This is a genomic window from Pseudoalteromonas sp. S1650 (assembly GCF_005887195.1).
GTDB lineage: Bacteria > Pseudomonadota > Gammaproteobacteria > Enterobacterales > Alteromonadaceae > Pseudoalteromonas > Pseudoalteromonas simplex.
Genome location: NZ_PNDF01000068.1, coordinates 77,263 through 103,639, shown reverse-complemented (window position 1 = coordinate 103,639; position 26,377 = coordinate 77,263). Strand labels below are relative to the sequence as shown.

Genomic DNA, 26,377 nt, shown 5'->3' with positions numbered 1-26,377 from the left:
TTTATTTTTTCAAAACTCAGTTTTACTTGACTTAACCAACTCGTCGTTTTGCTTTTTTGTAAGCAGTCCGCCGTGTCGGTGGATGCGCATTATAGGGAGATCCGAATTGAGATCAACTGTTTTTTGAAGTTTTTATGAAAAAAATGACTGTTCGCGCAAAATACGAGCGAAACGGGTAAAAATAGCACTAAATTACTCGTATTATGACTATTTAGGCAGTGTTTTTTATAAATGAGCTTGTATTTAAGTTGTATAGAAGGTGATTTTAACTATAAAAGAACGCGAATTGATCTTTATATGTGATCTTAATTGCTGGGTGCTAAGTGCTAGGTGCTAGGTGCTTCAAGATTGCATGGTAATGTTTAGGGTTGATAGAGCTGTTTTATTGAGAGTGAATTTTTAGTAGTGAATTTTAGAAAGTAAAAAGCCGAGCATAAGCTCGGCTTTTTGGTGTCTTTACGACTTACTCTGCAGACTGCGCGTCTTCTTGAACTTCTTCGTTTGTCGCTGGGCGACCAACTAGTTCAATATAAGCCATTGGTGCATTATCACCAGCACGGAAGCCACACTTAAGAATACGAGTGTAACCACCAGGACGGTCTGTATTACGTGGACCGATTTCGCTGAATAATTTACCAACTACTTCATTATCACGCGTGCGAGCAAACGCTAAACGGCGGTTTGCTACACTGTCAGTCTTAGCCAGTGTGATTAAAGGTTCAATTACACGGCGCAACTCTTTAGCTTTAGGCAAAGTTGTTTTGATGATTTCATGTTTCACCAAAGAACCAGCCATGTTGCTGAACATCGCTTTGCGATGGCTGCTGTTACGGTTTAATTGACGACCACTCTTACGATGGCGCATGACCCTATCCTTCTAACTAAACTAATATAGTGATTTAGATTATTCAGCTAGGCTTGCAGGCGGCCAATTTTCTAGGCGCATACCTAGAGAAAGACCACGTGAAGCTAGCACGTCTTTAATTTCAGTTAGAGACTTCTTACCTAAGTTAGGCGTTTTAAGAAGCTCAACTTCAGTGCGCTGAACTAAATCACCGATATATTGAATTTGCTCGGCTTTCAAACAGTTTGCTGAACGTACTGTTAGCTCAAGATCATCAACTGGACGAAGCAGAATAGGATCGAATTCTGGCTTCTCTTCTTTCTCTTCTGGCTCAGTTACATCACGTAAATCTACGAATGCATCTAATTGCTCAGCTAAGATAGTAGACGCACGGCGGATCGCTTCTTCAGGATCTAGAGTGCCGTTTGTTTCCATATCAATGATTAACTTGTCTAAGTCTGTACGTTGCTCAACACGGGCTGATTCAACCGAGTACGCAATACGTTCAACTGGGCTGAATGATGCATCAAGCAGCAGACGACCAATTGGACGCTCATCGTCATCAGAGGATAAACGACTAGATGCCGGCACATAACCGCGACCGCGCTCAACACGAATACGCATGCTGATCTCGCTGCTATCTGTCGTAAGGTGACAGATAACGTGATCTGGGTTGGCGATAGTTACATCACCATCGTGCTGAATATCAGCCGCAGTCACAGGGCCTACACCAGATTTAGTCAGGGTCAGAAAAACTTCATCTTTGCCTTCTAAAGTTACTGCTAGACCTTTAAGGTTTAACAGAATTTCAATGATGTCTTCTTGTACGCCCTCTTTCGCGCTGTACTCATGCAATACACCGTCGATTTCTACTTCAGTTACTGCACATCCAGGCATAGATGATAACAGTATACGGCGTAAGGCATTACCCAAAGTGTGACCAAAGCCACGCTCTAATGGTTCTAAAACTACTTTAGAACGCGTTGGGTTGATAGCGTCGATATCGACTAACCTTGGTTTTAGGAATTCGGTAACAGAACCCTGCATTTTATCCTCTCTTAACTCTTAACTTTACTTAGAGTAAAGTTCGACGATTAGTTGTTCGTTAATGTCCGCAGACAGATCTGAACGCTCAGGTAGGCGCTTGAAGCTACCTTCCATTTTCTTACCGTCAACTTCAACCCAAGTCGGCTTTTCACGTTGCTCAGCCAACTCTAGAGCAGCGATGATACGTGCTTGTGTTTTTGACTTCTCACGAATTACAACAGTATCTTCTGGAGTAATTACGTATGAAGGAATGTTCACAACACGACCATTAACTAAAATCGCTTTGTGGCTTACTAACTGACGTGCTTCAGCGCGTGTGCTAGCAAAACCCATGCGATATACAACATTGTCTAAACGTTGCTCTAAAAGCTGTAACAAGTTTTCACCTGTATTACCTTTAAGGCGAGCAGCTTCTTTGTAGTAGTTACGGAATTGCTTTTCTAATACACCGTAGATACGACGTACTTTTTGCTTTTCACGTAGCTGTAAACCGTAATCAGATAAGCGACCTTTACGAGCGCCGTGCTGACCAGGTGCAGTCTCAAGTTTACACTTAGAGTCGATAGCTCTTACGCCGCTCTTAAGGAACAGGTCAGTACCTTCACGACGACTCAGCTTGAGCTTAGGGCCCAAATATCTTGCCATGTTATTTCTCCTAACCTATTGTTAAACGCGACGTTTCTTCGGTGGACGACAACCATTATGAGGGATTGGCGTCACGTCAGTGATGTTGGTGATACGGTAACCAGCAGCATTCAAAGCACGTACAGCAGATTCACGACCTGGACCTGGACCTTTGATGAAAACTTCTAGATTTTTTAAACCGTATTCTTGAGCAGCAGTACCTGCACGCTCTGCAGCAACCTGAGCCGCGAATGGAGTAGATTTACGTGAACCACGGAAACCTGAACCACCTGCTGTTGCCCAAGATAGTGCATTACCTTGACGGTCGGTAATTGTTACAATAGTGTTGTTGAAAGAAGCATGAACGTGAGCCATACCATCAGCAACTTGCTTTTTAACCTTCTTACGACGAATTGGTGCTTTAGCCATAATCTACCCCACCTTATTTCTTGATAGGCTTGCGAGGACCCTTACGAGTACGCGCGTTAGTCTTAGTACGTTGACCACGTAGTGGTAACGAACGACGGTGACGTAGGCCACGGAAACAACCAAGGTCCATAAGGCGCTTGATATTTAATGTAACTTCACGACGAAGGTCACCTTCTACAGTGTACTTGCCAACTGCTTCACGCAATACGTCAAGTGTTTCGTCTGAAAGTTCACCGATTTTTGTGGTCTCGGCGATACCAGTCGCTGCTAAGATAGCCTTAGAGCGAGTCTTACCTATGCCATAAATAGCAGTTAAACCGATAACTGCGTGTTTATGATCAGGGACGTTAATGCCAGCGATACGGGCCACTAACACATCTCCTATATTTGAATTTGGTAATCATCTGTTTGAAAAGCCCGTAAGGATACTCAAACGAAGACCAAATCACAACTAAAAACACAGGCCGAGTAAATAACTCAGCCTGCACGACTGTTTAATTAGCCTTGCCTTTGCTTGTGCTTAGGCTCACTGCAAATTACGCGTACTACACCAGCACGTTTAATAACTTTACAGTTACGGCATATTTTCTTAACGGAAGCACGTACTTTCATTGCTCAACTCCGTAAAATGACCTTATCGACCGTAGCCTTTAAGGTTTGCTTTTTTCAGCACAGAATCATACTGATGTGACATCAGATGCGTCTGTACTTGTGCCATAAAGTCCATGATTACAACAACGATAATCAAAATTGATGTACCGCCGAAATAGAATGGCGTTTGCCATGCCATAGTCATGAATTCGGGCACCAGACAGATAAAGGTTATATACAAAGCACCTGCCAATGTCAGGCGTGTCATCACTTTATCAATGTATTTAGATGTCTGCTCACCTGGACGAATACCTGGGATAAATGCGCCAGATTTTTTCAGGTTATCTGCTGTTTCACGCGGGTTAAATACCAACGCGGTGTAGAAAAAGCAGAAGAAGATAATAGCCGCAGCTAAAACCATCGCATATAAAGGTTGACCTGGAGTCAACGTTGTAGCGATTGCTTGTAGCACATCAGCGACCGGACCTTCACCCTGGCCGAACCAGCTTGCAATTGTACCAGGGAACAGAATTATACTGCTAGCAAAGATTGGTGGAATAACACCCGCCATGTTTACTTTCAGTGGTAAGTGCGTGCTTTGAGCAGCAAATACCTGACGACCTTGTTGACGCTTTGCGTAGTTAACGACGATACGACGTTGGCCACGTTCAAAGAATACAACTAGGTAAGTAACAGCGAATACGATTACAGCAATCAATAACAGTACAAGTACATTCAGATCACCTTGGCGCGCCATTTCGGCTGTCGAACCAATAGCAGACGGCAGGTTAGCTACAATACCAACAAAAATCAGAACTGAGATACCGTTACCGATACCACGCTCTGTAATTTGTTCGCCCAACCACATTAGGAACATAGTACCAGTTACTAAACTCACTACAGCAGTGAAGTAGAAACCGATACCTGGGTTAACAACTAACCCGTCCATCATGCCCGGTAAGCTAGTAGCAATACCGATTGATTGGATTGTAGCAAGCACAAGCGTGCCGTAGCGTGTGTACTGGCTAATTTTCTTACGCCCTTGCTCACCTTCTTTCTTAAGCTCTATAAACGGCGGATACATATGCGTTAATAGTTGCGTAATAATCGAAGCCGAGATGTACGGCATAATACCCAGTGCTAACACTGAAGCGCGCTCAAGCGCACCACCGCTGAACATGTTAAACATTTCAACAATGGTGCCCTTTTGTTGCTCGAAGAAATCGGCAAGTACAGCGGCGTCAATCCCAGGGATCGGCACGAATGAACCTAGACGGTAAATAATGATAGCACCTAATACAAATAGTAATCGACGCTTCAATTCCGAAAGCCCACTTTGTGCACTTTTCATATCTTGACCTGGTTTAGCCATTAGTACTTCCTTAGTCTTCTACCTTGCCTCCGGCAGCTTCGATAGCTTCGCGAGCACCTTTAGTCACTTTAAGACCTTTAACGGTAACTGCGCGTGAAACTTCGCCAGATTTAACTACTTTAACGAACTGGATGTTCTTTTTAACTAGACCAGCTGCTTGTAACGCGTTTACGTCTACTACATCGCCTTCAACTTTAGCGATTTCAAAAAGGTTAACTTCAGTAGATACTAATGATTTACGTGAAGTGAAACCAAATTTAGGTAGACGACGTTGCATAGGCATTTGACCGCCTTCGAAACCAACGCGTACTTTACCGCCAGAACGTGATTTTTGGCCTTTATGACCACGGCCACCAGTCTTACCAAGACCAGAACCAATACCACGACCTAGACGTTTCTTTTCAGTTTTTGCACCAGCAGCAGGTGAAAGTGTATTCAAATGCATCGAATTAACCCTCAACCTTTACCATGTAAGAAACTTGGTTAATCATACCACGCACACATGCTGTGTCTTCTAACTCAACAGTGTGATTGATACGACGTAGACCAAGACCGCGTAATGTAGCTTTATGCTTCGGTAAACGACCGATAGAGCTCTTTACTTGTGTTACTTTTACAGTTTTATTAGCCATGGTTTACCCCGTGATTTCGTCAACGCTAAGACCACGTTTAGCAGCGATTGACTCTGGAGAGTTCATGTTCTCTAGAGCAGCAATCGTTGCACGAACGATGTTGATCGGGTTAGTTGAACCGTATGCTTTTGACAATACGTTCTGTACACCAGTTACTTCTAGTACTGCACGCATCGCACCACCGGCGATGATACCTGTACCTTCAGAAGCAGGCTGCATGTATACTTTAGAACCCGCGTGGCGACCCTTGATTGGGTGCTGTAGCGTGTTACCGTTAAGGTCTACACTGATCATGTTGCGACGTGCTTTTTCCATTGCTTTTTGAATAGCAGCTGGAACTTCACGTGCTTTACCATAACCAAAACCTACTTTACCTGCGCCGTCACCAACTACTGTTAGTGCAGTGAAGCTAAAGATACGACCACCTTTAACCACTTTAGACACACGGTTTACCGCGATTAGCTTTTCAGCCAAATCAGGCTGTTGTTGCTTTGCTTCTACGTTAGCCATTGTCTACTCCTAGAATTGCAGACCGGCTTCACGCGCTGCATCAGCAAGCGCCTTCACACGGCCGTGATATTTAAAGCCACTGCGATCAAAAGCAATCTTTTCGATGCCTTTGTCAGCTGCACGTTCAGCAACCGCTTTACCAACTGCTTGAGCAGCTGCAACGTTACCTGTGCCTTTAACTGTTTCGCTAATTGCTTTTTCAACAGTAGAAGCAGCAGCCAGTACAGTACCCTCAGCAGTAACTACTTGAGCGTAAATGTGACGTGGCGTGCGGTGGATAACAAGACGCGTTGTGCCTTGTTCAATATAATTTCTACGAGTGCGCTTAGCACGACGTAGACGAGCTGTTTTTTTATCCATCGTCTTACCTTACTTCTTCTTAGCCTCTTTACGGCGTACATTCTCGTCCGCGTAACGAACACCTTTACCTTTATAAGGCTCAGGTTTACGGTATGCACGGATGTTAGCAGCTGTTTGACCAACTAACTGCTTGTCTACGCCCTTAACTAGAACTTCTGTTTGGCTTGGTGTTTCAATCGTAATACCTTCTGGTACTTCGAAATTCACTGGGTGTGAGAAACCAAGAGTTAAGTCTAATACTTTGCCCTTAGCTGCTGCACGGTAACCAACACCTACTAACTGAAGTTTCTTCTCGTAACCTTCATGCGTACCAACAACCATGTTGTTGATTAGAGCGCGAGCAGTACCTGCTTGTGCCCATGCATTAGCTACGCCTTCACGAGGTAAAGTTGTAATAACGTTGTCGTTAACTTGTACTTCAACAGCGTCGTTGATTGTACGAGTTAATTCACCGTTTTTGCCTTTAACTGTGATGTCCTGGCCTTTTAATGTAACTTCTACACCGGCAGGAACATTGATTGGTGCCTTTGCTATGCGAGACATAGTTCCCCTCCGATTAAGCTACAAAGCCAATGATCTCACCACCAACGCCGGCACTACGTGCTGCGCGGTCTGTCATTAGGCCTTTAGAAGTTGATACGATAGCGATACCAAGACCACCCATTACCTTTGGTAATTCGTCACGTTTCTTATAGATACGTAAACCAGGGCGGCTAACACGCTGGATGTTTTCAATAACAGCTTTGCCTTCGAAATATTTTAAATCGATAGAAAGCTCAGGCTTCGCTTCACCGCTTACAGCGTAATCTGCGATATAACCTTCATCTTTTAATACTTTAGCTACTGCTACTTTCAGTTTTGAAGTTGGCATCGTTACTGATACTTTCTTCGCTGACTGACCGTTACGGATACGTGTAAACAAATCCGCAATAGGATCTTGCAAGCTCATAGTCTTACTCCCGTGATACTATTACCAGCTAGCCTTTTTAAGGCCAGGAATTTCACCGCGCATAGCTGCTTCGCGAACTTTAATACGGCTCATGCCGAATTTGCGAAGGTAACCATGTGGGCGGCCCGTAACGTTACAACGATTACGTTGACGTGAAGAGCTAGAATCACGTGGTAAAGCTTGAAGCTTTAATACCGCGTCCCAACGATCATCGTCAGATGTATTAACATCACTGATGATAGCTTTTAGTGCCGCACGCTTTTCAGCGAACTGAGCAACTAATTTCGCACGCTTTGCTTCGCGCGCTTTCATAGAATTCTTTGCCATAACCCTACCCTTATTTCTTGAATGGGAAGTTAAACGCTTCTAACAACGCACGGCCTTCATCATCTGTTTTCGCAGAAGTAGTGATTGTGATATCCATACCGCGAACACGGTCTACTTTATCATAATCGATTTCTGGGAAGATGATTTGCTCACGTACGCCCATGCTGTAGTTACCACGTCCATCAAAAGACTTAGCACTTACACCACGGAAGTCACGGATACGTGGGATAGCGATTGAAACCAAACGCTCAAAAAAGTCCCACATACGCTCGCCACGTAGGGTTACTTTACAACCAATTGGGTAACCTTCACGCACTTTGAAGCCAGCAACTGATTTGCGTGCTTTAGTGATTAGAGGTTTCTGACCAGAGATTGCTTCTAGATCCGCAACAGCGTTATCTAGGATCTTCTTGTCAGCTAGAGCTTCGCCCACACCCATGTTTAATGTGATCTTTTCGATCTGAGGGACTTGCATGACAGAGCTGAAACCAAACTTCTCTTGAAGCTCAGCAACTACTTTGTCTTTATATACTTCATGCAGTTTCGCCATCATTCTACTCCAACTATTAGATAGTTTTACCAGTAGATTTAAAGATACGTAATTTCTTACCATCTTCAATCTTGAAACCTACACGATCTGCTTTACCCGTTTCCGAGTTGTAGATCGCAACGTTTGATACGTCGATAGACGCTTCTTTCTCAACAATACCGCCAGCTTGGTTCAACTGAGGAACAGGCTTTTGGTGCTTCTTGATTAAGTTGATGCCTTCGACAAATACTCGACCAGATTCAGCAACAACTGAAAGCACTTTACCGCGCTTACCTTTGTCTTTGCCTGCTAGTACGATTACTTCGTCATCACGACGGATTTTTGCTGCCATGATAGACTCCTTATAGTACTTCTGGTGCTAGTGAAACGATTTTCATGAACTTTTCAGTACGAAGTTCACGAGTCACAGGGCCGAAGATACGAGTACCAATTGGCTGTAAGTTATCGTTTAAGATAACAGCCGCATTGCTATCGAAACGGATCAAAGAACCGTCCGGACGACGAACGCCTTTTTTAGTACGCACAACTACCGCGTTTTTAACATCACCTTTCTTCACTTTACCGCGAGGAATAGCTTCTTTTACAGAAACTTTGATGATATCGCCAACCGCTGCATAGCGACGGTGCGAACCGCCAAGGACTTTAATACACTGCACTTTGCGAGCGCCGCTGTTATCAGCAACGTCCAGCTGAGTTTGCATTTGGATCATGTTAATGACCTCCGGTGTAGAAATTACAACACGCCTTAATTTTGTTTAAAATCAAGACATTTCGGTTAAATTCCACTCAAAAAACAAGCAAGTTGTCTCTTAAGGGCGGGCAATTGTAGCAGCAATGGCAAGGAAGTGGTAGGTTATTTTTTAATTAATTTGGAATTAATCGCAATGCTTGCATTGAGGAATTACAGCAGCTTGCTGGTTTGTTATTGATTATAAAACAAACAGGACGCAAATGCGCCCTGTTTTTGACTTTAATTAAATTTTTATTAATTACCAAATAGACCTTTTAATTTGTCTTTGATTTTATCTTTAGCTTTTTCTTTGACTTCTTCTTTAGCCGCATCACTGACATCTAGGCTATAACCAACATCATGGAATGGACCTTTGATACGCAGTGGAATTTTAAAGCCGGTACTGTCATCGGTCGTGCCTTGCCCTTCGATTGAATCAACAATCCCCGTTACCAAGCGATAGTCTACATTCGTCATAGGTAAATCAACTTTACCTGAGCCTGTAATGCGAATAAGCGGGCTAAGTAGTGATAGGTCTTTATTTTCACCAACACCGTTAGTGAATACAAAACTGCCCTGCAATGCCGAGAAGTCTGTTTGCTGTGAGTTATCAAAGCCTGTATCTAAACCTTCTGATACTGCACTCAAGTTACCTTTGATAAGCTCTTTTGCTTTACGAACCATCTCTGCAATGTTGGCCCCTTTTACCGCACCATCAGCAAACTCAAAGCCTAACTTACCATTTAAAGCATTGATAAAGCTCTTTTGGCTTTGACCTGTGGTCGTTAGATCCCAATTTAGAGAGCCTTTACCCATTAACTTATCGAAACCAGCCGCATCAGTTAGTAATGGCTGTGCATCGATTTTATCTAAAGAAAAGTTAGTACTAATTTTATAAGGTGTTTGCTTGGCGTTAACGGTTATTACACCTTTACCATTGCCTTCATAAGCAACAAACTTATCTAAACTGATTTTAGCCACAGCATTTTTTAGGTTCACCGTTAACTGGTTTTCACCAAGGGTAATATCATTTGCTTTTAAGCCACTTGAACGCACGACTACATTTGCATCTAGTGCGTTTAAGCCGCTCATATCAATTGCAGTATCATCCCAAACAATTGGCTGTGCTGGTGCATCTGCGGCAGGTTCTGTATGTTCTTCTTTAGCTACGCCCTCTGGTAGGTAAGGGTTTAAATCAAGCATGCCTAAATCAATATCGGCATTCACAGCTAAGCGGTCACCAAGCTTAATATCGCTTTTACCTTTAATTTGCAGCTCATCGAGGGTGGCAAGTAGCTCAGTAAGCTTAAACTGCTGTCCTTTTAGGTGCATTGAACCCTTTACATTAAAGGCATTAAACGCATTTTCTTTTGCATTAAGCTCAACACCTTGCCAACTCGCAATGTTTTTAACAGAGTCACCACTAACAGAAAGAAGCCCTTGCACGTCATTACCCATTTCTGCAATCGCACCTTTAAAATTTAAATCGACTAAGCGCGAATCAACCTCAGTGCTTACATTAAAGGTTTCGCCTTCAATCGCTTTAACAGGTGTATCTAGGGTGACATCTAAATCAAAGCGCTCACCCATATAGGTAATACCGCCTTTTAATTCTAAGGTCTTACGCAGAGAAGGTAGTAAGATGGCTAACTCTAAATCGCTTATCTGTTGCTTTGCCCCAGTTTTACCATCTAGATAAGTGAAAGTACCACCGTAGATTGCTACTTCACCAAGTTCAATATCAAAGTTATCTGGTAAGTTAACAGCGCCAGAACTCTTTTGCTGCTCTGTCTGTGGTTGCTCAGCAACCGCATCAAATAATTGCCAGTTTGCTTTACCATTTTTATCGGTTTCTAACAAAATCGTTGGTTCGTTAATAACGAATTTATCAAGCTTAAACTCACCGCCAAATAACGACATCCACGGGATACGGATAGCAAGTTGCTGCATGCTTGCCATATCTTTTTGCGAGCCTGTTTGCATATTGGCAAAGTGCACATCATTCAATTCGAGTTTTAATGATGGAAATACCGACAGCTTTTTATCGCCATTAATAGTCAGACTACGACCTGTGGTTTGTTCTACTTGCTCCGATACTTTATTAAATATCGCGTCTGTAGGTATTAGGAATGGTGCTGCGACTACCAATGCAATCAGTAATACGAAGATGACACCAACAATTTTCAGTAAGGTTTTCATAATCATCCTTAAAAATGGGCAAACAATGTTCTTATCATAGCGGGAGTTAGGCGCAATTGCATTGCCGAACACACAAAAAGGTTTGTAAACAAGCTTAGGTACAAGAATATGAATCAGCGCTGAAACTTTTTGATACCTGTAGGTTACAAAATGATCTTGATCGTATGATACCCTAGGGTTACATTGATACCTGTAGGTTACATTTGAGTTTAAAATAAAAGGAAACGATTATGTCTAAGCAAGATATCAAAACGGAAGAAAAGTTTATGAGTCATAACGCATGGTTTTCAATATTCATGGGAGTCACGTTATTAATTATTAGTGTTTACCCAATGCTCAAGCAAACATCAGTATTTTTACTATTTATTGGTGTTGCCGCATTTTTAGGATCTTTCTTTATGTTTGTGATTAGAGGGGGATTTACATGGAAACTTGGTTATCGCCTTACTTATAAGGATGAATTTTTAAATACGATTGATACCATCGCTTATAAACATGTTGTGCTTGGATTGCTTTTTAGCATGGGGGCTATTTTTTTATTGTCTGATGAACTTGCTTTAAATGTATCTCATAGCATGATGGCCACATTTTACCTTGCCTTGATGTGTTTGATATATGGCGTATCAATTCTTTGGCAAAGTAGAGACTAGGTATAAAAGTGCAAAATAATATCGCTAAATTCCGCAAAGAAAAGGGATTATCGCAGCAAGAACTTGCTGATGCTATTGCAGTATCACGTAAAACCATTAGCACAGTTGAAACAGGCCGCTTTATACCCTCAGTGATTATCGCGTTAAAAATCGCTGCTCAGTTTGAACTCAGTGTTGAGCAATTATTTACACTCGATGACCATGATTAATAAACCACGTCAGTCGCAATCTTACTTATAAATTATCAGTAAGATTGCATCATTTCATTACTTCGGTATGATGCACGACCCTGTTGTTTTTGCACCCTGTGTACTAAAATTAAACAACCCAATTTGGTCAAAACTGGAGTATCGATTAAGCATGAAGAAACTGCTTATTTCACCGTCAAAAATGGCGCTTGGCGAGCAAGAAAGTCAAATTTATCAAAATATCCTCAAGCAAGCCTCTGATATCAGCTTAAACCTTATGGCAGTTAAAGTAGAAAACCACCCTGAAGACTTTTTAGGTTGGTGCTATGAGCTATTAAGTGCAAGCCGCGATCGCATTAACTACGATCTGTTAGAAGATAAGCAATTACCCACTCTTAAAAAACTTCATGACTTATTAATTTCTGCAATCAGTTTTTTGCAGTTAAAAACATTAAGGGTTGCGCCATGGCCTGTTATTGCAGGCTTCATCGAGCAGCATAAAGAGCTTTTAGCCCTTGATGAGCAACTACGCTTAGCTAATTACATTGCTGCAATTAAATCGCAATCCCTAAAAGAGATGATCCCAGAAGACCGTTTAGCGTTTTCAGGTAAACACAGTGCCTCGCTTGATCCAAGCAGCTATAACTTCGACGTTGAATGGTTTGCTTCTACCAAGAACGCGAAAGGTTTCCACCAAATGTTGAGTGATTTACCTGGTGCGTTCGATGAGGCGCTTGTACACATTCCAGCTGAGGGTGAAGTAACGCAAGAACATTATCAGCATTTTATGGTTGCTTACTTCATGGCATTTAATGGCAGCGATGAAAAGCCAACGCTTGCTCCTGCTACTCGCTTGCTTGCGATGCGCCGACCTGACGTGTTTACACCAATCGTAAATAGTAAACTTGATGCCCTTTGTGCGGCATTAGGCATTACTAAGCTTAATAACCGTGATTTTGAGCGCTACTGGCAAGATGTTGTCGAAGCAATACATAGCATGCCTTGGTTCAAAATGGCCAGTGCAGCAAATGAGCTTGAACAATCTCTGGTTGAAATCAAAGCCCTATTGCCTAGCTTCTTTTATTATGCAGATAAAAGTACCGCTGATAACTCTAACTATATTAAGTTGTTAAACAAACCTAAGAGTACCACGAGCTCAGCAGGTAAAAAGACCGTACGCCGTGGCAAAGAATCAGCAGAGATACTGGTGGACCGAGCATTAGCAAGTGATGATATCCCTGAACATATCAAAGCTAAGCGCGATTCAATCATCAGTGAAGTTGAAAAAGGCCGCAGTGTTGAAGAAACCATTAGTCTAATGCGTGCAATTTTCGGCTAAGTTACTCTCAAATAAGCAAAACCCGGTTGCTTCGCAATTGTGCAACCGGGTTATTTTTTGCACCACACATGTGCGCATGAACAATTCAAATAACCATCCTTTTCACAATTAAACAAGTTTAAAAGCCTGTTTTTAAAGCCTTTAAGCATAAAATATCCCGTTAGAAATTAACTTGGCACAACCAGTGCAATATCGTATCCAGACAACACATAGAAAATGTCCTCAAATAATAACCAGACTGCAATCTGAAAATGGGACAAAATCAACATAACAACAGGATACAGAAACATGCTAAAACTAAAAAAAACGGTCGCAGCAAGCGCCCTTGCGCTATTAACTTTGAGCTCAACATATAGCTATGCAGAAGTCACAGCAAACGCTGCGGCAACTTCAAACTACTTATGGCGTGGTCAAGAGCAAGGCGGTGGTGATGCTGCAATCCAAGGTGGTATCGACTACGCAAGTGAATCTGGCTTTTATGCGGGTACTTGGGTGTCGAATGCTAGCTGGGCTGACGACATGACTTACGAGCTAGACCTTTATGCTGGTTTTGGCGGTGAAATCAATGAAACCTTTAGCTACGATGTTGGCTACATTTATTATGCATACCCAGATGCAGCATCTTACACAGATGCAGACTTCTCAGAAATCTACGGTAGCATTAGCATGGGTAGCTTCACCTTTGGTGCAGCTGTCCTAGCAACATCAGCAGCAAGCGGTGACGGTACAGATTTTGGTGATTCACTTTATTTAAATGCTGACTACAGCTTCCCAGTTGGCAGTACCGGTGCAGAAATGGCCCTTCACCTAGGTCATTACTCAGGGGATTTCATTGGTGATGATGACATCATCGACTACGGTGTTTCAGTGTCGAAAGACGGCTTTACTTTCGGTCTTTCAGACAACGACATTGATGGTTCAGATGTAAAAGTGTACGTCGCTTACGCGGTTGACTTCACTTTATAAAGAATGTGTTACTTGCTGCAACACGAAGGGCCGTTAAGGCCCTTTTCTCATTTATATCAATACACTTATGGTACACTATGACCAGTTGAGCCTTGCCAAATGCGATACCATTGCTCGCGGTTCATAGTAAGCTGCTTAGCGTCAACAGCTGATTTAACACGCTCAATATTACCCGTACCAAGTACCACAGATGGTGCACTTGGGTGCATTAACAGCCAAGCATAAACAACCTGATCAATGGCTGTGGCGCCAATTTCAGCCCCAACCTGCTCCAACACTGCACGTAAACGCACCGCTTTTTCATCTTCACTTGAGAATAAGCGACCCCCAGCTAATGGAGACCAAAGCATAGGTTTGATATCAAGCAATTGGCATTGGTCTAAGCTGCCATCATCAAGGGCTTTCATTTCGTACGGAGAAAACTCAATTTGATTAGTCACAAGCTCAAAGTCTAAACGCGACTGCAACAAGCTAAGTTGCGATGGGGTAAAATTAGATACACCAAAGTCAAGCACATCACCATTTGCTTTTAGGGTATTAAATGCTTGTGCCATTTCATCGGCGTTCATCAAGTAATCAGGGCGATGAATAAGTAATACATCTAAACGATCAGTGCTGAAGTTTTTAAGTGACTGCTGTGCCGAGGCAATAATATGCGCGGCACTTGAATCATAATGATTTGCTTTGCCTTGTAGCCCTAGGCTTGCAAACGCAGGCTTGATACCACACTTTGTGATTATTTTGATTTCATCACGAATACTTGGTTTTAGTTTAAGTGCTTTACCAAATTCAGCTTCACAACCGTATTCACCGTAAATGTCAGCGTGATCGGTATGTGACACCCCCATTTCAATTGCATTTTCTAAAAAACTTAAGCATTGCTGGGGCGTTATCTGCCAATCTAGCAAACGCCAGAACCCTAATACCAACTCATCAATACAACGATCATTGTTATTCACCATAACGACCTACTTTTCCTAATAAATTCGACTCAAATTAACTCTTTAACCATATCACAGATTTACCAATCACAGCTGTTAACATACAGTTACAAAATAGATTGCTAATTTGTTACTAAACAGGATATTTTAGTACCTAAAAACAAATGTTATAAAACAAGGAATAAAAAATGAAATCGTCAAATGTTATGACTGCTTTGGTTGATATTTTTATCAGCCCAAGCAAAGCCTTTAATGGTTTAAAAGAGGCAAAAGGTTGGTCTTTTGTTGCCTTTATTTTACTTGCCGGCATTCTCGCTGCCAGCATGTTTGCTTTTTACAATAAGGCTGACCCGCAGTTTTTAATAGATCAACAAGTGGCAGCGGCCAGTGTTGATGCCACCATTGCAGAACAAAAAATGATTCGCCAAAGCATGGAGCAAACCATAGATATGCAAGTATGGTTTGCTATGTTTGGTGGCATTATTGGTTTGGCTGTTATTAATGCTCTAATGGCAGGCTACTACCTATTTGTATCTAAGCAAGACCCAGAAGCTAATTATGGCTATGGTGCGTGGTATGGCTTTGGTGTGTGGACTATGATGCCAATGATTATTTCAAGCCTAGGTTTACTCATCTTAGTATTAACTGCGAGTACCGACCAAATCTCACAGACGTTATTTAACTATGCTTCGATTAACCAACTTTTAATTGGTTTAGAAATTGGCCACCCATTCTACACCTTACTTGAAAGTCTCAATATCTTTTCTATTTGGGGTATTTTCATCGCAGCTATCGGTTTAAAGAGCTGGACTAATTTCACTTTCAATAAGGCGCTACTGTTTGCAGCCTTACCAAGTATTGTTATTTACGGTATTTGGACTGTAATCGCTCTCGTTTAATTCTGCTTTGAGCGGCAATATGCCGCTCTTAACTTCCAAGGAAGAAAGATGAAAAAAGCCATTATAATTGGCCTCGCTGTTACGGCATTTGTCGCTTTACTAATCTCAAAACAAGTCACAGGCAATAAAGATGCACCAGAAATGCATATTGCAGAAGTTGAACAAGGCAATATTGCCGATTCAATTTTAGCCTCTGGTAACCTAGTTTTTAACACCCAAGTGCAACTGCGCTCAGAAGTGACTGGCCGTGTAGCTAAAGTATTTGTAGAAGAAGGTGAAAGTGTCACTGAAGGCGATATTCTTATGCGCTTAGATACGACCGCGTTTGAATCTGAAGTTGCCCGCAATAAAGCCGTGCTTCGTGCGACCGAAATCGATATTAAACATAGCGAAACCCGATTAAAAAATATTGAGCGCCAATTAAGCCGCCAAAAAGAGCTTTATGAAGTTGGCCTTGCTGGCCAAGAAGTGTATGAAAACCTACAAAATGCCCGCGATTTAGCAAAAATAGATATTGAAGCAAAACGTGAAGCTTACAACCAAGCCCAAGCATCACTATTGATTGCTGAAGACCGTTTAAATAAAAGCGTGTTTCGCGCTCCAATGAGTGGCCTACTTGCTTCGGTAAATATTAAAGAAGGTGAAACCGTTATTGCGGGAACAACCAACATTATTGGCTCAGACTTGATGCTAGTAGCTGACCCCAGCGCAATATTAGCCGAACTTCGAGTGGATGAAACCGATATTGCCGGTATCAAACTAGACCAACATGCAGATATCTATGCTGCCGCTTACCCAAATCAACCTTTTACTGGTAAAGTCATAAACATTGGCACATCAGCAAAAAATCAAGCTGGTTCACAAGGCTTATCATTTAAAGTCAAGGTACTGCTTGATGCCACTGACCGCCAGCTTTATGCCGGAATGAGCTGCCGCGCAGAAATCGCCACAAGCATTGCCGAAAACGGCTTAAAACTGCCTATTGAAGCTATTCAAAAAGAGGATGATAGCTACTTTGTCTGGAAGCTTAACGCAGATAACACAGTAACTAAAACAGCTGTTACGGTAGGTATTTCTTCAGATATCGAACAAGCACTAACCAGCGGTGTTGCAAAAGGAGATCGTATTGTTATCGGCCCAGCTAGACCACTTAGCTCACTTAAAGAGGGTGATACGGTAGCCGTTAAAAACAGCCCTGAAAAAGGTGCTAGCTAATGTCTGTGGTGATCAAACTCAGTAATATCAATAAACAATACAAAATGGGCGAACAAGTTTTCAAAGCCCTTGATGATATTAATATTGAAATTGCTCAAAATGAGTATGTTGCCATTATTGGCCCTTCCGGCTCAGGTAAATCAACCCTGATGAACTTGCTTGGCTGCTTAGATACTCCCACCAGTGGTGACTACTATTTAAAAGATAAGCTCGTAAAGCGCATGACCGAAACGGAGCTTGCTCATCAGCGTAATGAAAGTGTTGGCTTTATTTTTCAAAGTTTCAATTTATTACCAAGAGCATCCGCCCTTGAAAATGTTATGCAGCCCTTAGTGTATCGATTTATCTCAGCCAAAGAGCGAAAGCAACAAGCGCTCGAATCATTACAACGGGTTGGTCTTGGCGATAAGGTGAATCACCTTTCAAGCCAACTTTCTGGTGGTCAACGTCAACGTGTCGCTATAGCTCGCGCACTAGTTACTAAGCCCCATATTCTACTTGGTGATGAGCCTACCGGTAACCTAGATAGTAAAACCACCACTGAAATCATGGCGCTGTTTGATGAGCTTCATAACGAAGGACACACCATTATTTTGGTTACTCACGAACAAGATATTGCTGATCACTGCCAACGTGTTATTCGTTTAGTTGATGGCAAAGTTGTTAGTGATACCCGCAAAAGCGAAGGAGCAAGACAACATGTTTAAATCTGCTATCGCTGTAATGGAAGGCACAAAAGCAGCACTGATGGCAATTAAAGCCAATGCAATGCGTAGTGCCCTTACCTGCTTGGGCATTATTATTGGTGTTGCTGCAGTTGTGACCGTGGTAGCAGTAATGCAAGGGTTTACCAAGCAAATTAATGATCAGCTTGCTGATATGTCTCCAGATGTCACCAATATAAAGCCTTACACTAGCGTAGAAAAAGAAATGGTAGGGCAACAAGCAAAGTTAACCTACAGCGACTTTCTAACTCTAAAAGCACGCGTGAAAGAAGCTGAAACCTTTACTGCGCTTATGTTTACTTGGCGCTTTTCTGGTGCAGCAGAGTATGGCAATAAAAGCCATGCTTCAAGGGTAATGGGCACAGAGCAAGACTACCAAAAAGCTTACCGCACCTACCCAGAACTCGGCCGATTTATTCGCGCAGAAGATGATGCAAAACGCCGTAGAGTGGCGTTTATTGGCCCTTCAATTATCGAAAAGCTTAACCTGCCAGAAAACCCTGTAGGTGAATATATCAAACTCGGTGGTGAGTGGTTTCGCATTATTGGTGTTGCTGAAAAACAAGGTAGTTTATTAGGTTTTGACCAAGACGATTACATTAATATTCCGATAAGTACCATGAGCGCGCTAGAAGGTGGCAGTGTTGATACCAATGTACAAATGATGTTTCGTTTAAAAGACGATGCTAACGAAGCGCAAGTACTGGCTAAAATTCGCCGCATCTTACGTCAATTACATAAACTGAAAGACGGTGAAGATGACGACTTTGAATTTGAAACCGCCGAAAAAGCCCGTGCTAATATCGATAAATTTACCGGAAGTGCAACCGCAATTACCGCGGGGATCGTAGGTATCAGCCTGGTAGTTGGTGGTATCGGAGTGATGAATATCATGCTGGTTTCGGTAACAGAACGTACGCGTGTGATCGGCACTTTAAAAGCATTAGGGGCAACACCTGGTTTTATTATGCTGCAATTTTTAGTTGAAGCGGTGGTGCTATCACTGTTTGGTGGTTTAATTGGTTTAGCGATAGGCTACGGTGCTGCGGCACTAATTTCAGTTTTAGTGCCGAGCATGCCAGATGCCTACATACCGGGTTGGGCGATTATGCTGTCATTTGGCTTTACTTCATTGATTGGTATTGTGTTTGGCTTAGCGCCCGCTATTAAAGCGGCACGCTTAAACCCAATTGATGCACTGCGTTATGAATAACTAGTCTGGCTTATAAGGTACTTGAGCGCAGCTTATTTCAACTGTTTTCGGGTACCAAATAGGCCCAACTTGGTTTACTGCAACTTCAGCTAAACCATTGGTGAACGACTTATAAGTGTGAACAGTTTGCCATTCGGAATCAGGGCACTCCTCTGATAAGTCTACAGGCTCTGAACCTTCGTAAAGCGCCGCGGCAAAGTTATGATGCCATTGCTCTGTTGCAGGCGCTTTATTGGCTTGTGCAGCACTGCCATTATCAAAGTAGATATTTGTGCAACCACTTAAGGTTGCCACTAACACAGTTGTTGCTAGTAGGCTTTTCATAATTGTTGCTCCTGTGCTTGTTGCTCACACCATACTTTTACTGTGTGAGGAGCATAAATTCCGAGTGTAACGAGTCCTAATGCGCCATCAGCGAATGTTTGTTGCGATTGCATTTGGGCAACTTTTTTATCTTGGCAAATAGCCTTTACATCAACGCGCTCTTCACCAACGAGGCCCCACAAAAAGAATGGGCGACTATCTTGGTAATCAGCTTTAGTGGCTAATTTATTGGTTGTTTTTTCTGGCACTATGGTGACTGATGAACACGCTGTCACCGATAAGGCAAGCAGCATACAGGCCATTTGTTTCATGAGTAGTTCCTTTGTCTGAGTTGTTAAGCTCAGTAAGTATAAGAATATGAGTACTCATTTTGGGTAAGAAAGCGTATAGAAATTGTAGAAAATACTACAGTTTCTAACATTTAGCCTTTGAACTAAACTGAGGCTAACAACGACTAACTCTCAAGGAACGTAACTAAAGGTCATTATGACGGCATATCTGCGTATATTTTTATTACTTGTGTGTTTGAGTGTGCTGTCTTGGTATAGCTTTTCAAGCGATCCTAGCTCTGATGAGCAACAAGGTATAACCAAAACCGCTGTGAACCTTGCTAATTGCCAACAGCAGTTAGCACAAAGTCGTATGCAAACTTACGCTGAACATTATATTTTGCCCTATCAGTTCAAGTTATTGAGTTGGAATATCTACAAAGCACAAATAGATGGCTTACTCACCGATTTGCAAAACCTAAATGCCGGTGCTGATATTGTGTTACTACAAGAAGCTATCGAAGAACCTTCGCTTACAAAGCTCAAACCCTATTGGCGCTTTGCTAAAGGGTATAAGAGTGGCGGCGTGCAATCTGGAGTTATGACACTCAGCCGCTGGCCAGCTACTGTGCATTGTACACTCACCCATAAAGAGCCTTGGCTACGTAGCCCAAAAGCCACCAATATTGTGGAATATGCGCTGCCAGATCAACAGTTATTACTGAGTATTAACCTGCATGCCATTAACTTTGCTTTTGGCGTTAGTGACTTTAAACAACAGCTAGACGATGCCGCTGCTATTATGCAAACGCACAAAGGGCCTATCGTGTTTGCCGGTGATCTCAATACTTGGAGTGATGAGCGCCAAGCCTTATTACAGCAAACATTGACTCAGCTAGGTTTGCACGAAGCTATCTATTTAGATGATAAACGTACCAAAGCATTTGGGTTAGCACTTGACCAAGTATGGGTGCGTGGTGTCAAAATAAAGACAACCATAGTACCTGAGCTTGTAAGCTCAGATCATAATCCAATAATTGCAACCTTGACCATAGAGCAAAAAGTACAGTGAAAATAACAATGAAAGGATATTGGTTTATCGCGTTAATGTTATTGAGCATTAGCCAATTCAGTAATGCAGCGACCCCAGAACAAGAGATAAATCACCTCATTGATTTTGTCGCTAAGAGTGATGCCGTATTTATTCGCAACGGCACAGAGCACTCAAGCCAAGATGCTGCCGAACACCTAGCTATGAAGTATCGAAAAGCAACCCGCTATGCAAAAACTGCCGAAAAGTTTATCGAAAATCTGGCGAGCAAAAGCTCATGGAGCGGTAAGCCCTATAAAGTTAAACTCAGCAACGGTAACTTAATCAATGCAAAAGATTGGTTAAGCAATGAATTAAAAGAGTACCGTCGAAACCAACATATTCATAATTAAAATCATCAACACACAAGAAGCGAAAAGCCATGCAAGAACACAAGAATCAGCCACTCAATGACTTTATTGAGTACCCTCATGACGAGATGCTAAAACGCGCCGAAGAGTTTTTAGCCGTGAGTCAGCGTCGCCACAGTATTCGTAGCTTTAGCGATCGCCCAGTGCCAAAAGAAATAATCGAAACTTGTATTAAAGCGGCTGGCACTGCACCCAGTGGGGCCAATCATCAACCTTGGCACTTTGTAGCAATACACAGCAGCGATGTGAAAAAACAAATTCGAGAAGCCGCTGAAAAACTAGAGCGCTCATTTTATGAAGGTCGCGCAGGTGAAGAATGGTTAGATGCCTTAAAACCACTTGGCACCGATGCCAGTAAGCCCTACCTTGAGCATGCACCTTGGCTAATTGCCGTGTTTAGTCAAAAGAAAGGCGGTATTTCTGCCGATGACAAAAATACCAATTACTATGTTCATGAATCTGTTGGCCTAGCAACCGGCTTTTTAATTCAAGCACTACACAGAGCTGGTCTTGCCACCCTCACGCATACACCAAAACCAATGAGCTTCTTAACCGAAATTTGTGGCCGCGATAAAGATAATGAGCGCCCTTACATGCTACTTATTGCAGGCTACCCTGGCACAGATGCAACCATCCCTGAGCATGCCTTAGTGAAAAAGTCGCTAGACGAAATAGCAACCTTTATTTAGTTTTAAAATCAACAGCCAGCACATCACCCGGGTTTAAACCTGAAACGATGTGCTGCTGGCCATCGAGCATTTCTCCAAGGCGCACATAGCGGCGCACTATCTGATTATTTTCAAGTAAATAGACCATACTCAATTGGCCATATTGGTACACCCAGCTTGACTCAATCAACACCCCTTTTTCAGTAGCGAGCGGTAATTGTAATTGCGCATAAAGCCCTGGCATTAATCCAGTTTGCGCATCTGTTTCTAAACGGATCTCCATACTACGCGCAGCACTATCAGCAACCGGCACAATTTCTGTCACTGTAGCAGGCATTGACGTAGATAAAGCAGGTAGTTTAACCGTTAGAGTTTGACCAACATTCAACTTAATTGCTTGTTGTTCTCTGACATCAAATGCTAATTGCAATTGTTGTGGGTTATACAGTGCGAGTAATGGCGTGCCAGGAGTTGCGGTATCGCCAGGCTCTGCAAAGCGCTCAACCACAACACCTGAAATCGGCGCTTTAATTTGCGTAAAACTCAGTGCAACTTGCGCTTGTGTTTGCTGCTGTTTAGCAATCGCTAGGTTCGCCGTTAAATTATCGAACCTTGCTTTTGCATCGTCGTATTCGCTAATAGATACCAAACCTTGCTTGTATAAATCGTTAATACGCTTTAGTTGTTTCTCTGCTTGAGTCAGCGATGCATTAATCGCATTTATTTGTGCTTCGCTTTGAGCCAGCCCTGCTTTAAAGTCATCTTGCTGCAAGGTAATTAGCACGTCACCTTGTTTTACAGTATCGCCAGCGCGTACATTTAAACGCTCAACTTGTGCCATTACACGAGAAGAGATTTGCGTATTTTGTTTTGCAATCACGGTGCCCGGTACAACTTCATCACGCGCAATATCTGCCAGTGTCACTGTCACTAACTGACCAGTGTAATCATTTGCTGATGGGTTTTTCATGCCTGCAGCTTGCTTATCAGAGAAACTGCCCGCCATGTAAAGTACCGCCACAATGATCACAGATAACGCGATGATCGAGCCAGTAAGTTTTGATTTACCCTGCATGAGCTTGTTCCTCTTTACCTGCATCCTTTGCAAACACTAAATAATAAACCAGTGGCACAACAAATAATGAGAACAATGTTGATGCCACAATACCAAAAATAATTGCAATCGCTAGACCGCTAAATACCGGATCTAGGGTGATCACCAAGTTACCTAATAAGGTGGTTCCCGCTGTGAGTAACACAGGGCGCATACGCACCGTACCTGCGGCAATCAAAGCCTGTTTAATTGCCATACCTTGGCCGCGAGCTTGATTAATAAACTCAACTAAAATAAGTGAGTTACGAACCACAATACCAGCAAGTGCAATCATACCAATCATGGCTGTTGCAGTGAATAACACCGGCTCTGGAGCACCAGCAATGCTGCGCTCTCCAAATTGATTTAATAGCCAAAAGCCCGGCATGATCCCTATTACGGTTAATGGAATAGCCGACATGATGATCAGTGACAAACTGGCAGAGTTTGTTTGAATGCGTAAAATGATGAAAATGGCAGTGAGCGCAAACGCAAAGGCAATCCCCATATCTCTGAATACATCAATGGTAATTCGCCATTCGCCTTCACCACTAAAGGTCACGTCAGTGCCAGCAGGTAATTGCCAAGCTTGGCTACCACCATTATTGAAAAAGTGCCTACTTTGCCAATCAGTTTGGCTAAATTCGTCAGCGCTAATGCCTAAGTCAGCATTGACGTCAGCAATAATTTCAGCGGGTGTACGACCATTTAACTCAGCCATTACATACACAACATTACGCTGATCTTTACGCATAATTGGCTTGGCAACATCTTGATGCTGAAATTCACCTAACTCAGAGAGCGCCACCAGCGGACGCGGTGCACTTTGCAGCCCAAATTCATCACTGGTTTTTGCAAGCTCCCTATCACCACGAACTAGTAATGCCAGCAATTGAGCAAATTGGTTACGATCTTGATATGGCAGTTGTAACTTTATATCGACAGGGTCTGTTTCGCCGCTAACATATAACACCCCAACATTTTGCCCATGCGAAGCAATGGCTAAGGTCTGGGCAATATCTTGCGTAGACACCGCTGACAATGACGCTTTACTTTTATCAGTAACAAAACGTTGTAAGGGTGCATTGGCAGCAATACTGGTATCAACCTCAACCACATGCGGCTCTTGTTTTAACCTTGCAGCAACAGCAAGGGCTGCTTGATAGTGCGTGTCTGTATCAACAAATGGCTCACTGTAAACTTCGGCCACTAAGGTACTTAAAACCGGCGGACCCGGTGGTACTTCAACCACTTTAATCACAATGCCATCGGTTGCCAGTTGCGCTAATGCTGCTCGCAAGCGCATGACCACGCCATGAGATTGATGATCACGCTCAGTCTTATCGAGCAATAATACTCTGAGCTCAGCAAGGTTCGCTGCTTCACGTCGATAATACCCACGCACCATACCATTAAAGTCCATGCTTGATGGCTGACCAACGTAGGCTGCCGCCTCGCTTACTTCATTTAATTGCCAAGTGATGGTTTGTACTTGTCGAGTGAAAGCGGCGGTTTGCTCCAGGCTTGTACCTTCTGGCATATCGATTAAAACTTGTAACTCGTTTTTATTATCAAACGGTAATAGCTTTAAAGGCACTGCACGCATTACGGGTAACATGGCACTGGCGACAAACAAAGCTAATGTGGTCCATAAAACGAGTTTGGCACGGCCTTTAGACTCAAGTAATGGTGATAATATGCGCTCATATAAACCATGCTGATTGGCATCGAGTTGAACGCTGTCACCGACTGGCGCTTTAAGTAGTTTCATTGCCAACCACGGCGTAACAAAAAATGCCACTATGGTCGAAACCATTACACTGATTGGCACATTGAATGCCATCGGTGCCATGTACGGCCCCATCATGCCAGTAATAAACGCAAGTGGGATAAACGCCACCATAATGGTTAATGTAGACATAAACAGCGCCACACGAATTTCGCTCATGGCATCAACTATGCGTTGTTTTTTATCGCCTTTATGGGTTAAAAAACGACTTATGTTGTCTATCCCTGTAATTGGATCATCAACCAACAAACCTAAAGAAAGGATTAGTGCAAACAGTGTGACTCGGTTAATTGTATAGCCAAAGGCAAAATCAAGTGTCAGGGTGATGCCGTAGCAAATAGGCACTGCCAAACCAACCACAATCGCTGGTCGCCAACCTAAAAATACGCCAACAAAAATAACCACGGTAAATACCGCAAACACTAAGCTTGAGGTAAGGTTATTTACTTTCTCGTTCGCGGTTTGGCCATAATCACGCAGTACGGTGTAGCCCACTTCATCTGGCAATAGATTAGCCGATAAACTGTCCATCATGCTGTGCACTTCGTTGGCTACAGCGACCGCATTGGTGCCTGCTTGCTTAGCGACACTAATGGTGACTAAAGGAAGTTGTTGTTGGTTATCTGAATGAGCCAGCCATTGATAGCTTTGCGCTTCGCTTGGACCATCACTCACCTCGGCCACATCGCTTAGATAAACACTCTTACCGTTTACCACGTTGACAACAAGACGTTCAATCGCAGATTGAGAGCGTAAAACATCACCCACTTGTAAGGCAATTTGCTGCTTACCCTCAACAACACTGCCCACATTCACTAATTGGTTAGATACGCTAAGCGCATAATACACATCAGTTAGGGTTGTTTGATGGGCAGCAAGAGCGCTTGCATCAAGGTTAATTGTTAATTGACGGGTTCTACCAGCAATCACTTTCACTTCGCTGGTGTTTTCGATGCGCTGTAAACTATTAGCGATTTCGTTAGCAAAGCGGGTTAGTTGATAGTCATCGTAAAGTTTTGGATCTTTACTAAATAAGCCCAGCATCACAATGGGCACATCGTTCACTTCAACCGGACGGATTTGCCATGAGCTGATCACTGACGCCATAGTGTGTTGATAGCTATAGAGTTTAGCGTAAGTGTCGAGAATGGCTTGCTCACGATCGTGACCGACTTCAAAACGAAGAGTGACAACAGCAGCATTACTTTGTGTAGTCGAGTAAATATGCTCAACGCCCGTTAACTGCGCCAATAACTTCTCCAATGGTTCAGTTACCAGCCTTGCTACTTCTGGCGCTTCGACGTTTGGCGCTGCTACATATATATCAAGCATAGGAACCACAATTTGCGGTTCCTCTTCACGCGGGGTTTGCTTTAATGCCATTAAGCCAAGCAACACCGACATAATAAAAATAATAACAGGAAGGCGGCCACTCAAGCTGTTTTTAACAGCATTATCGATAGCACTCACAGG

Annotated in this window: 34 protein-coding genes; 11 read left to right on the top strand and 23 right to left on the bottom strand. The window is 42.8% G+C overall.

What is annotated here, in order from left to right; translation table 11 throughout:
* Nucleotides 1-463: 463 nt before the first annotated feature.
* The 18 genes from rplQ to CWB80_RS18210 all read right to left on the bottom strand — a co-directional run bounded on the left by rplQ (nt 464) and on the right by CWB80_RS18210 (nt 11,164).
* Complete coding sequence (gene rplQ, locus CWB80_RS18295; protein ID WP_004589197.1) at nt 464-865, bottom strand: 50S ribosomal protein L17; 402 nt, start codon at nt 863-865, stop codon at nt 464-466.
* A gap of 39 nt (nt 866-904) precedes the next feature.
* Nucleotides 905-1,891 (bottom strand): DNA-directed RNA polymerase subunit alpha, encoded by a 987-nt coding sequence (locus CWB80_RS18290; protein WP_004589198.1) that lies wholly within the window; start codon nt 1,889-1,891, stop codon nt 905-907.
* 24 nt (nt 1,892-1,915) lie between these two features.
* A complete protein-coding gene (rpsD, locus tag CWB80_RS18285; RefSeq protein WP_036974007.1) occupies nt 1,916-2,536 on the bottom strand; it encodes a 30S ribosomal protein S4 in 621 nt (206 codons plus the stop codon).
* 21 nt (nt 2,537-2,557) lie between these two features.
* Nucleotides 2,558-2,944, bottom strand: a complete 387-nt coding sequence (rpsK, locus tag CWB80_RS18280; RefSeq protein ID WP_036974009.1) for a 30S ribosomal protein S11 — start codon at nt 2,942-2,944, stop codon at nt 2,558-2,560.
* Between the two features lie 13 nt (nt 2,945-2,957).
* The gene (gene rpsM, locus CWB80_RS18275; RefSeq protein WP_036974011.1) at nt 2,958-3,314 is read right to left on the bottom strand and encodes a 30S ribosomal protein S13; all 357 of its coding nucleotides are present in this window, start codon (nt 3,312-3,314) and stop codon (nt 2,958-2,960) included.
* A gap of 128 nt (nt 3,315-3,442) precedes the next feature.
* Nucleotides 3,443-3,556 (bottom strand): 50S ribosomal protein L36, encoded by a 114-nt coding sequence (gene rpmJ / locus CWB80_RS18270; RefSeq protein WP_002959476.1) that lies wholly within the window; start codon nt 3,554-3,556, stop codon nt 3,443-3,445.
* A gap of 22 nt (nt 3,557-3,578) precedes the next feature.
* Nucleotides 3,579-4,907 carry a preprotein translocase subunit SecY gene (secY, locus tag CWB80_RS18265; protein WP_036974013.1) on the bottom strand — a complete coding sequence of 443 codons (1,329 nt, stop codon included), beginning with the start codon at nt 4,905-4,907 and terminating at the stop codon, nt 3,579-3,581.
* Between the two features lie 10 nt (nt 4,908-4,917).
* The gene (gene rplO, locus CWB80_RS18260; RefSeq protein WP_054554386.1) at nt 4,918-5,352 is read right to left on the bottom strand and encodes a 50S ribosomal protein L15; all 435 of its coding nucleotides are present in this window, start codon (nt 5,350-5,352) and stop codon (nt 4,918-4,920) included.
* A 4-nt stretch (nt 5,353-5,356) separates the two neighbouring features.
* On the bottom strand, nt 5,357-5,539 hold the full coding sequence (gene rpmD, locus CWB80_RS18255; RefSeq protein ID WP_016710201.1) for a 50S ribosomal protein L30: 183 nt from the start codon (nt 5,537-5,539) through the stop codon (nt 5,357-5,359).
* 3 nt (nt 5,540-5,542) lie between these two features.
* A complete protein-coding gene (gene rpsE, locus CWB80_RS18250) occupies nt 5,543-6,049 on the bottom strand; it encodes a 30S ribosomal protein S5 (protein WP_036974018.1) in 507 nt (168 codons plus the stop codon).
* A 9-nt stretch (nt 6,050-6,058) separates the two neighbouring features.
* The gene (gene rplR / locus CWB80_RS18245) at nt 6,059-6,409 is read right to left on the bottom strand and encodes a 50S ribosomal protein L18 (protein WP_036974021.1); all 351 of its coding nucleotides are present in this window, start codon (nt 6,407-6,409) and stop codon (nt 6,059-6,061) included.
* Between the two features lie 9 nt (nt 6,410-6,418).
* Nucleotides 6,419-6,952 (bottom strand): 50S ribosomal protein L6, encoded by a 534-nt coding sequence (gene rplF / locus CWB80_RS18240; RefSeq protein ID WP_054554387.1) that lies wholly within the window; start codon nt 6,950-6,952, stop codon nt 6,419-6,421.
* 13 nt (nt 6,953-6,965) lie between these two features.
* The gene (gene rpsH / locus CWB80_RS18235) at nt 6,966-7,358 is read right to left on the bottom strand and encodes a 30S ribosomal protein S8 (RefSeq protein ID WP_054554388.1); all 393 of its coding nucleotides are present in this window, start codon (nt 7,356-7,358) and stop codon (nt 6,966-6,968) included.
* Nucleotides 7,359-7,379: 21 nt separating this feature from the next.
* Nucleotides 7,380-7,685: a 30S ribosomal protein S14 gene (gene rpsN, locus CWB80_RS18230; protein ID WP_054554389.1), complete on the bottom strand. Its 306-nt coding sequence runs from the start codon at nt 7,683-7,685 to the stop codon at nt 7,380-7,382.
* A gap of 10 nt (nt 7,686-7,695) precedes the next feature.
* Nucleotides 7,696-8,235, bottom strand: coding sequence for a 50S ribosomal protein L5 (rplE, locus tag CWB80_RS18225; protein WP_054554390.1), 540 nt, complete (start codon nt 8,233-8,235; stop codon nt 7,696-7,698).
* Between the two features lie 16 nt (nt 8,236-8,251).
* Nucleotides 8,252-8,566, bottom strand: coding sequence for a 50S ribosomal protein L24 (rplX, locus tag CWB80_RS18220; protein ID WP_054554391.1), 315 nt, complete (start codon nt 8,564-8,566; stop codon nt 8,252-8,254).
* A 10-nt stretch (nt 8,567-8,576) separates the two neighbouring features.
* Nucleotides 8,577-8,945, bottom strand: a complete 369-nt coding sequence (gene rplN / locus CWB80_RS18215; RefSeq protein ID WP_010378257.1) for a 50S ribosomal protein L14 — start codon at nt 8,943-8,945, stop codon at nt 8,577-8,579.
* Between the two features lie 275 nt (nt 8,946-9,220).
* A complete protein-coding gene (locus CWB80_RS18210) occupies nt 9,221-11,164 on the bottom strand; it encodes an AsmA family protein (RefSeq protein ID WP_138601061.1) in 1,944 nt (647 codons plus the stop codon).
* A 230-nt stretch (nt 11,165-11,394) separates the two neighbouring features.
* On the opposite strand from CWB80_RS18210, the gene CWB80_RS18205 reads away from it, so the two are divergent.
* The 4 genes from CWB80_RS18205 to CWB80_RS18190 all read left to right on the top strand — a co-directional run bounded on the left by CWB80_RS18205 (nt 11,395) and on the right by CWB80_RS18190 (nt 14,307).
* A complete protein-coding gene (locus CWB80_RS18205) occupies nt 11,395-11,814 on the top strand; it encodes a hypothetical protein (RefSeq protein WP_054554393.1) in 420 nt (139 codons plus the stop codon).
* A gap of 8 nt (nt 11,815-11,822) precedes the next feature.
* Nucleotides 11,823-12,023, top strand: a complete 201-nt coding sequence (locus CWB80_RS18200; RefSeq protein ID WP_138601059.1) for a helix-turn-helix transcriptional regulator — start codon at nt 11,823-11,825, stop codon at nt 12,021-12,023.
* A gap of 151 nt (nt 12,024-12,174) precedes the next feature.
* Nucleotides 12,175-13,341: a hypothetical protein gene (locus CWB80_RS18195; RefSeq protein WP_138601057.1), complete on the top strand. Its 1,167-nt coding sequence runs from the start codon at nt 12,175-12,177 to the stop codon at nt 13,339-13,341.
* Between the two features lie 288 nt (nt 13,342-13,629).
* On the top strand, nt 13,630-14,307 hold the full coding sequence (locus CWB80_RS18190) for a TorF family putative porin (RefSeq protein WP_054554395.1): 678 nt from the start codon (nt 13,630-13,632) through the stop codon (nt 14,305-14,307).
* 65 nt (nt 14,308-14,372) lie between these two features.
* Here CWB80_RS18190 and CWB80_RS18185 read toward each other — a convergent pair whose 3' ends face one another.
* Nucleotides 14,373-15,266 carry an aldo/keto reductase gene (locus tag CWB80_RS18185; RefSeq protein WP_138601069.1) on the bottom strand — a complete coding sequence of 298 codons (894 nt, stop codon included), beginning with the start codon at nt 15,264-15,266 and terminating at the stop codon, nt 14,373-14,375.
* Between the two features lie 170 nt (nt 15,267-15,436).
* Between CWB80_RS18185 and CWB80_RS18180 the strand changes: the two genes are divergently transcribed.
* From CWB80_RS18180 to CWB80_RS18165, 4 genes are read left to right on the top strand one after another with little or no spacing between them, the layout of a single operon-like run.
* On the top strand, nt 15,437-16,147 hold the full coding sequence (locus CWB80_RS18180) for a YIP1 family protein (protein ID WP_054554396.1): 711 nt from the start codon (nt 15,437-15,439) through the stop codon (nt 16,145-16,147).
* 48 nt (nt 16,148-16,195) lie between these two features.
* On the top strand, nt 16,196-17,362 hold the full coding sequence (locus tag CWB80_RS18175) for an efflux RND transporter periplasmic adaptor subunit (protein ID WP_054554397.1): 1,167 nt from the start codon (nt 16,196-16,198) through the stop codon (nt 17,360-17,362).
* Entirely contained in the window at nt 17,362-18,069 is a 708-nt protein-coding gene (locus tag CWB80_RS18170; protein ID WP_138601055.1) for an ABC transporter ATP-binding protein, read from the top strand. The genes CWB80_RS18175 and CWB80_RS18170 overlap by 1 nt, the downstream gene beginning before the upstream one ends.
* A complete protein-coding gene (locus CWB80_RS18165; protein WP_138601053.1) occupies nt 18,062-19,300 on the top strand; it encodes an ABC transporter permease in 1,239 nt (412 codons plus the stop codon). The genes CWB80_RS18170 and CWB80_RS18165 overlap by 8 nt, the downstream gene beginning before the upstream one ends.
* On the opposite strand, the gene CWB80_RS18160 is transcribed toward CWB80_RS18165, so the two are convergent.
* Both CWB80_RS18160 and CWB80_RS18155 read right to left on the bottom strand, forming a co-directional pair.
* Entirely contained in the window at nt 19,301-19,624 is a 324-nt protein-coding gene (locus CWB80_RS18160; RefSeq protein ID WP_138601051.1) for a Bor/Iss family lipoprotein, read from the bottom strand.
* Nucleotides 19,621-19,935, bottom strand: a complete 315-nt coding sequence (locus CWB80_RS18155; protein ID WP_054554401.1) for a Bor family protein — start codon at nt 19,933-19,935, stop codon at nt 19,621-19,623. The genes CWB80_RS18160 and CWB80_RS18155 overlap by 4 nt, the downstream gene beginning before the upstream one ends.
* 175 nt (nt 19,936-20,110) lie before the next feature.
* Here CWB80_RS18155 and CWB80_RS18150 point away from each other — a divergent pair, with 175 nt between their 5' ends.
* From CWB80_RS18150 to CWB80_RS18140, 3 genes are read left to right on the top strand one after another with little or no spacing between them, the layout of a single operon-like run.
* Nucleotides 20,111-20,965 carry an endonuclease/exonuclease/phosphatase family protein gene (locus tag CWB80_RS18150; RefSeq protein WP_054554402.1) on the top strand — a complete coding sequence of 285 codons (855 nt, stop codon included), beginning with the start codon at nt 20,111-20,113 and terminating at the stop codon, nt 20,963-20,965.
* An 8-nt stretch (nt 20,966-20,973) separates the two neighbouring features.
* Complete coding sequence (locus tag CWB80_RS18145; RefSeq protein WP_054554403.1) at nt 20,974-21,336, top strand: YfeK family protein; 363 nt, start codon at nt 20,974-20,976, stop codon at nt 21,334-21,336.
* 29 nt (nt 21,337-21,365) lie between these two features.
* A complete protein-coding gene (locus CWB80_RS18140) occupies nt 21,366-22,043 on the top strand; it encodes a nitroreductase family protein (RefSeq protein ID WP_054554404.1) in 678 nt (225 codons plus the stop codon).
* On the opposite strand, the gene CWB80_RS18135 is transcribed toward CWB80_RS18140, so the two are convergent.
* Both CWB80_RS18135 and CWB80_RS18130 read right to left on the bottom strand, forming a co-directional pair.
* Nucleotides 22,036-23,097, bottom strand: a complete 1,062-nt coding sequence (locus tag CWB80_RS18135; protein ID WP_138601049.1) for an efflux RND transporter periplasmic adaptor subunit — start codon at nt 23,095-23,097, stop codon at nt 22,036-22,038. The genes CWB80_RS18140 and CWB80_RS18135 overlap by 8 nt on opposite strands.
* Nucleotides 23,087-26,374, bottom strand: a complete 3,288-nt coding sequence (locus CWB80_RS18130) for an efflux RND transporter permease subunit (RefSeq protein WP_138601047.1) — start codon at nt 26,372-26,374, stop codon at nt 23,087-23,089. The genes CWB80_RS18135 and CWB80_RS18130 overlap by 11 nt, the downstream gene beginning before the upstream one ends.
* Nucleotides 26,375-26,377 lie beyond the last annotated feature (3 nt).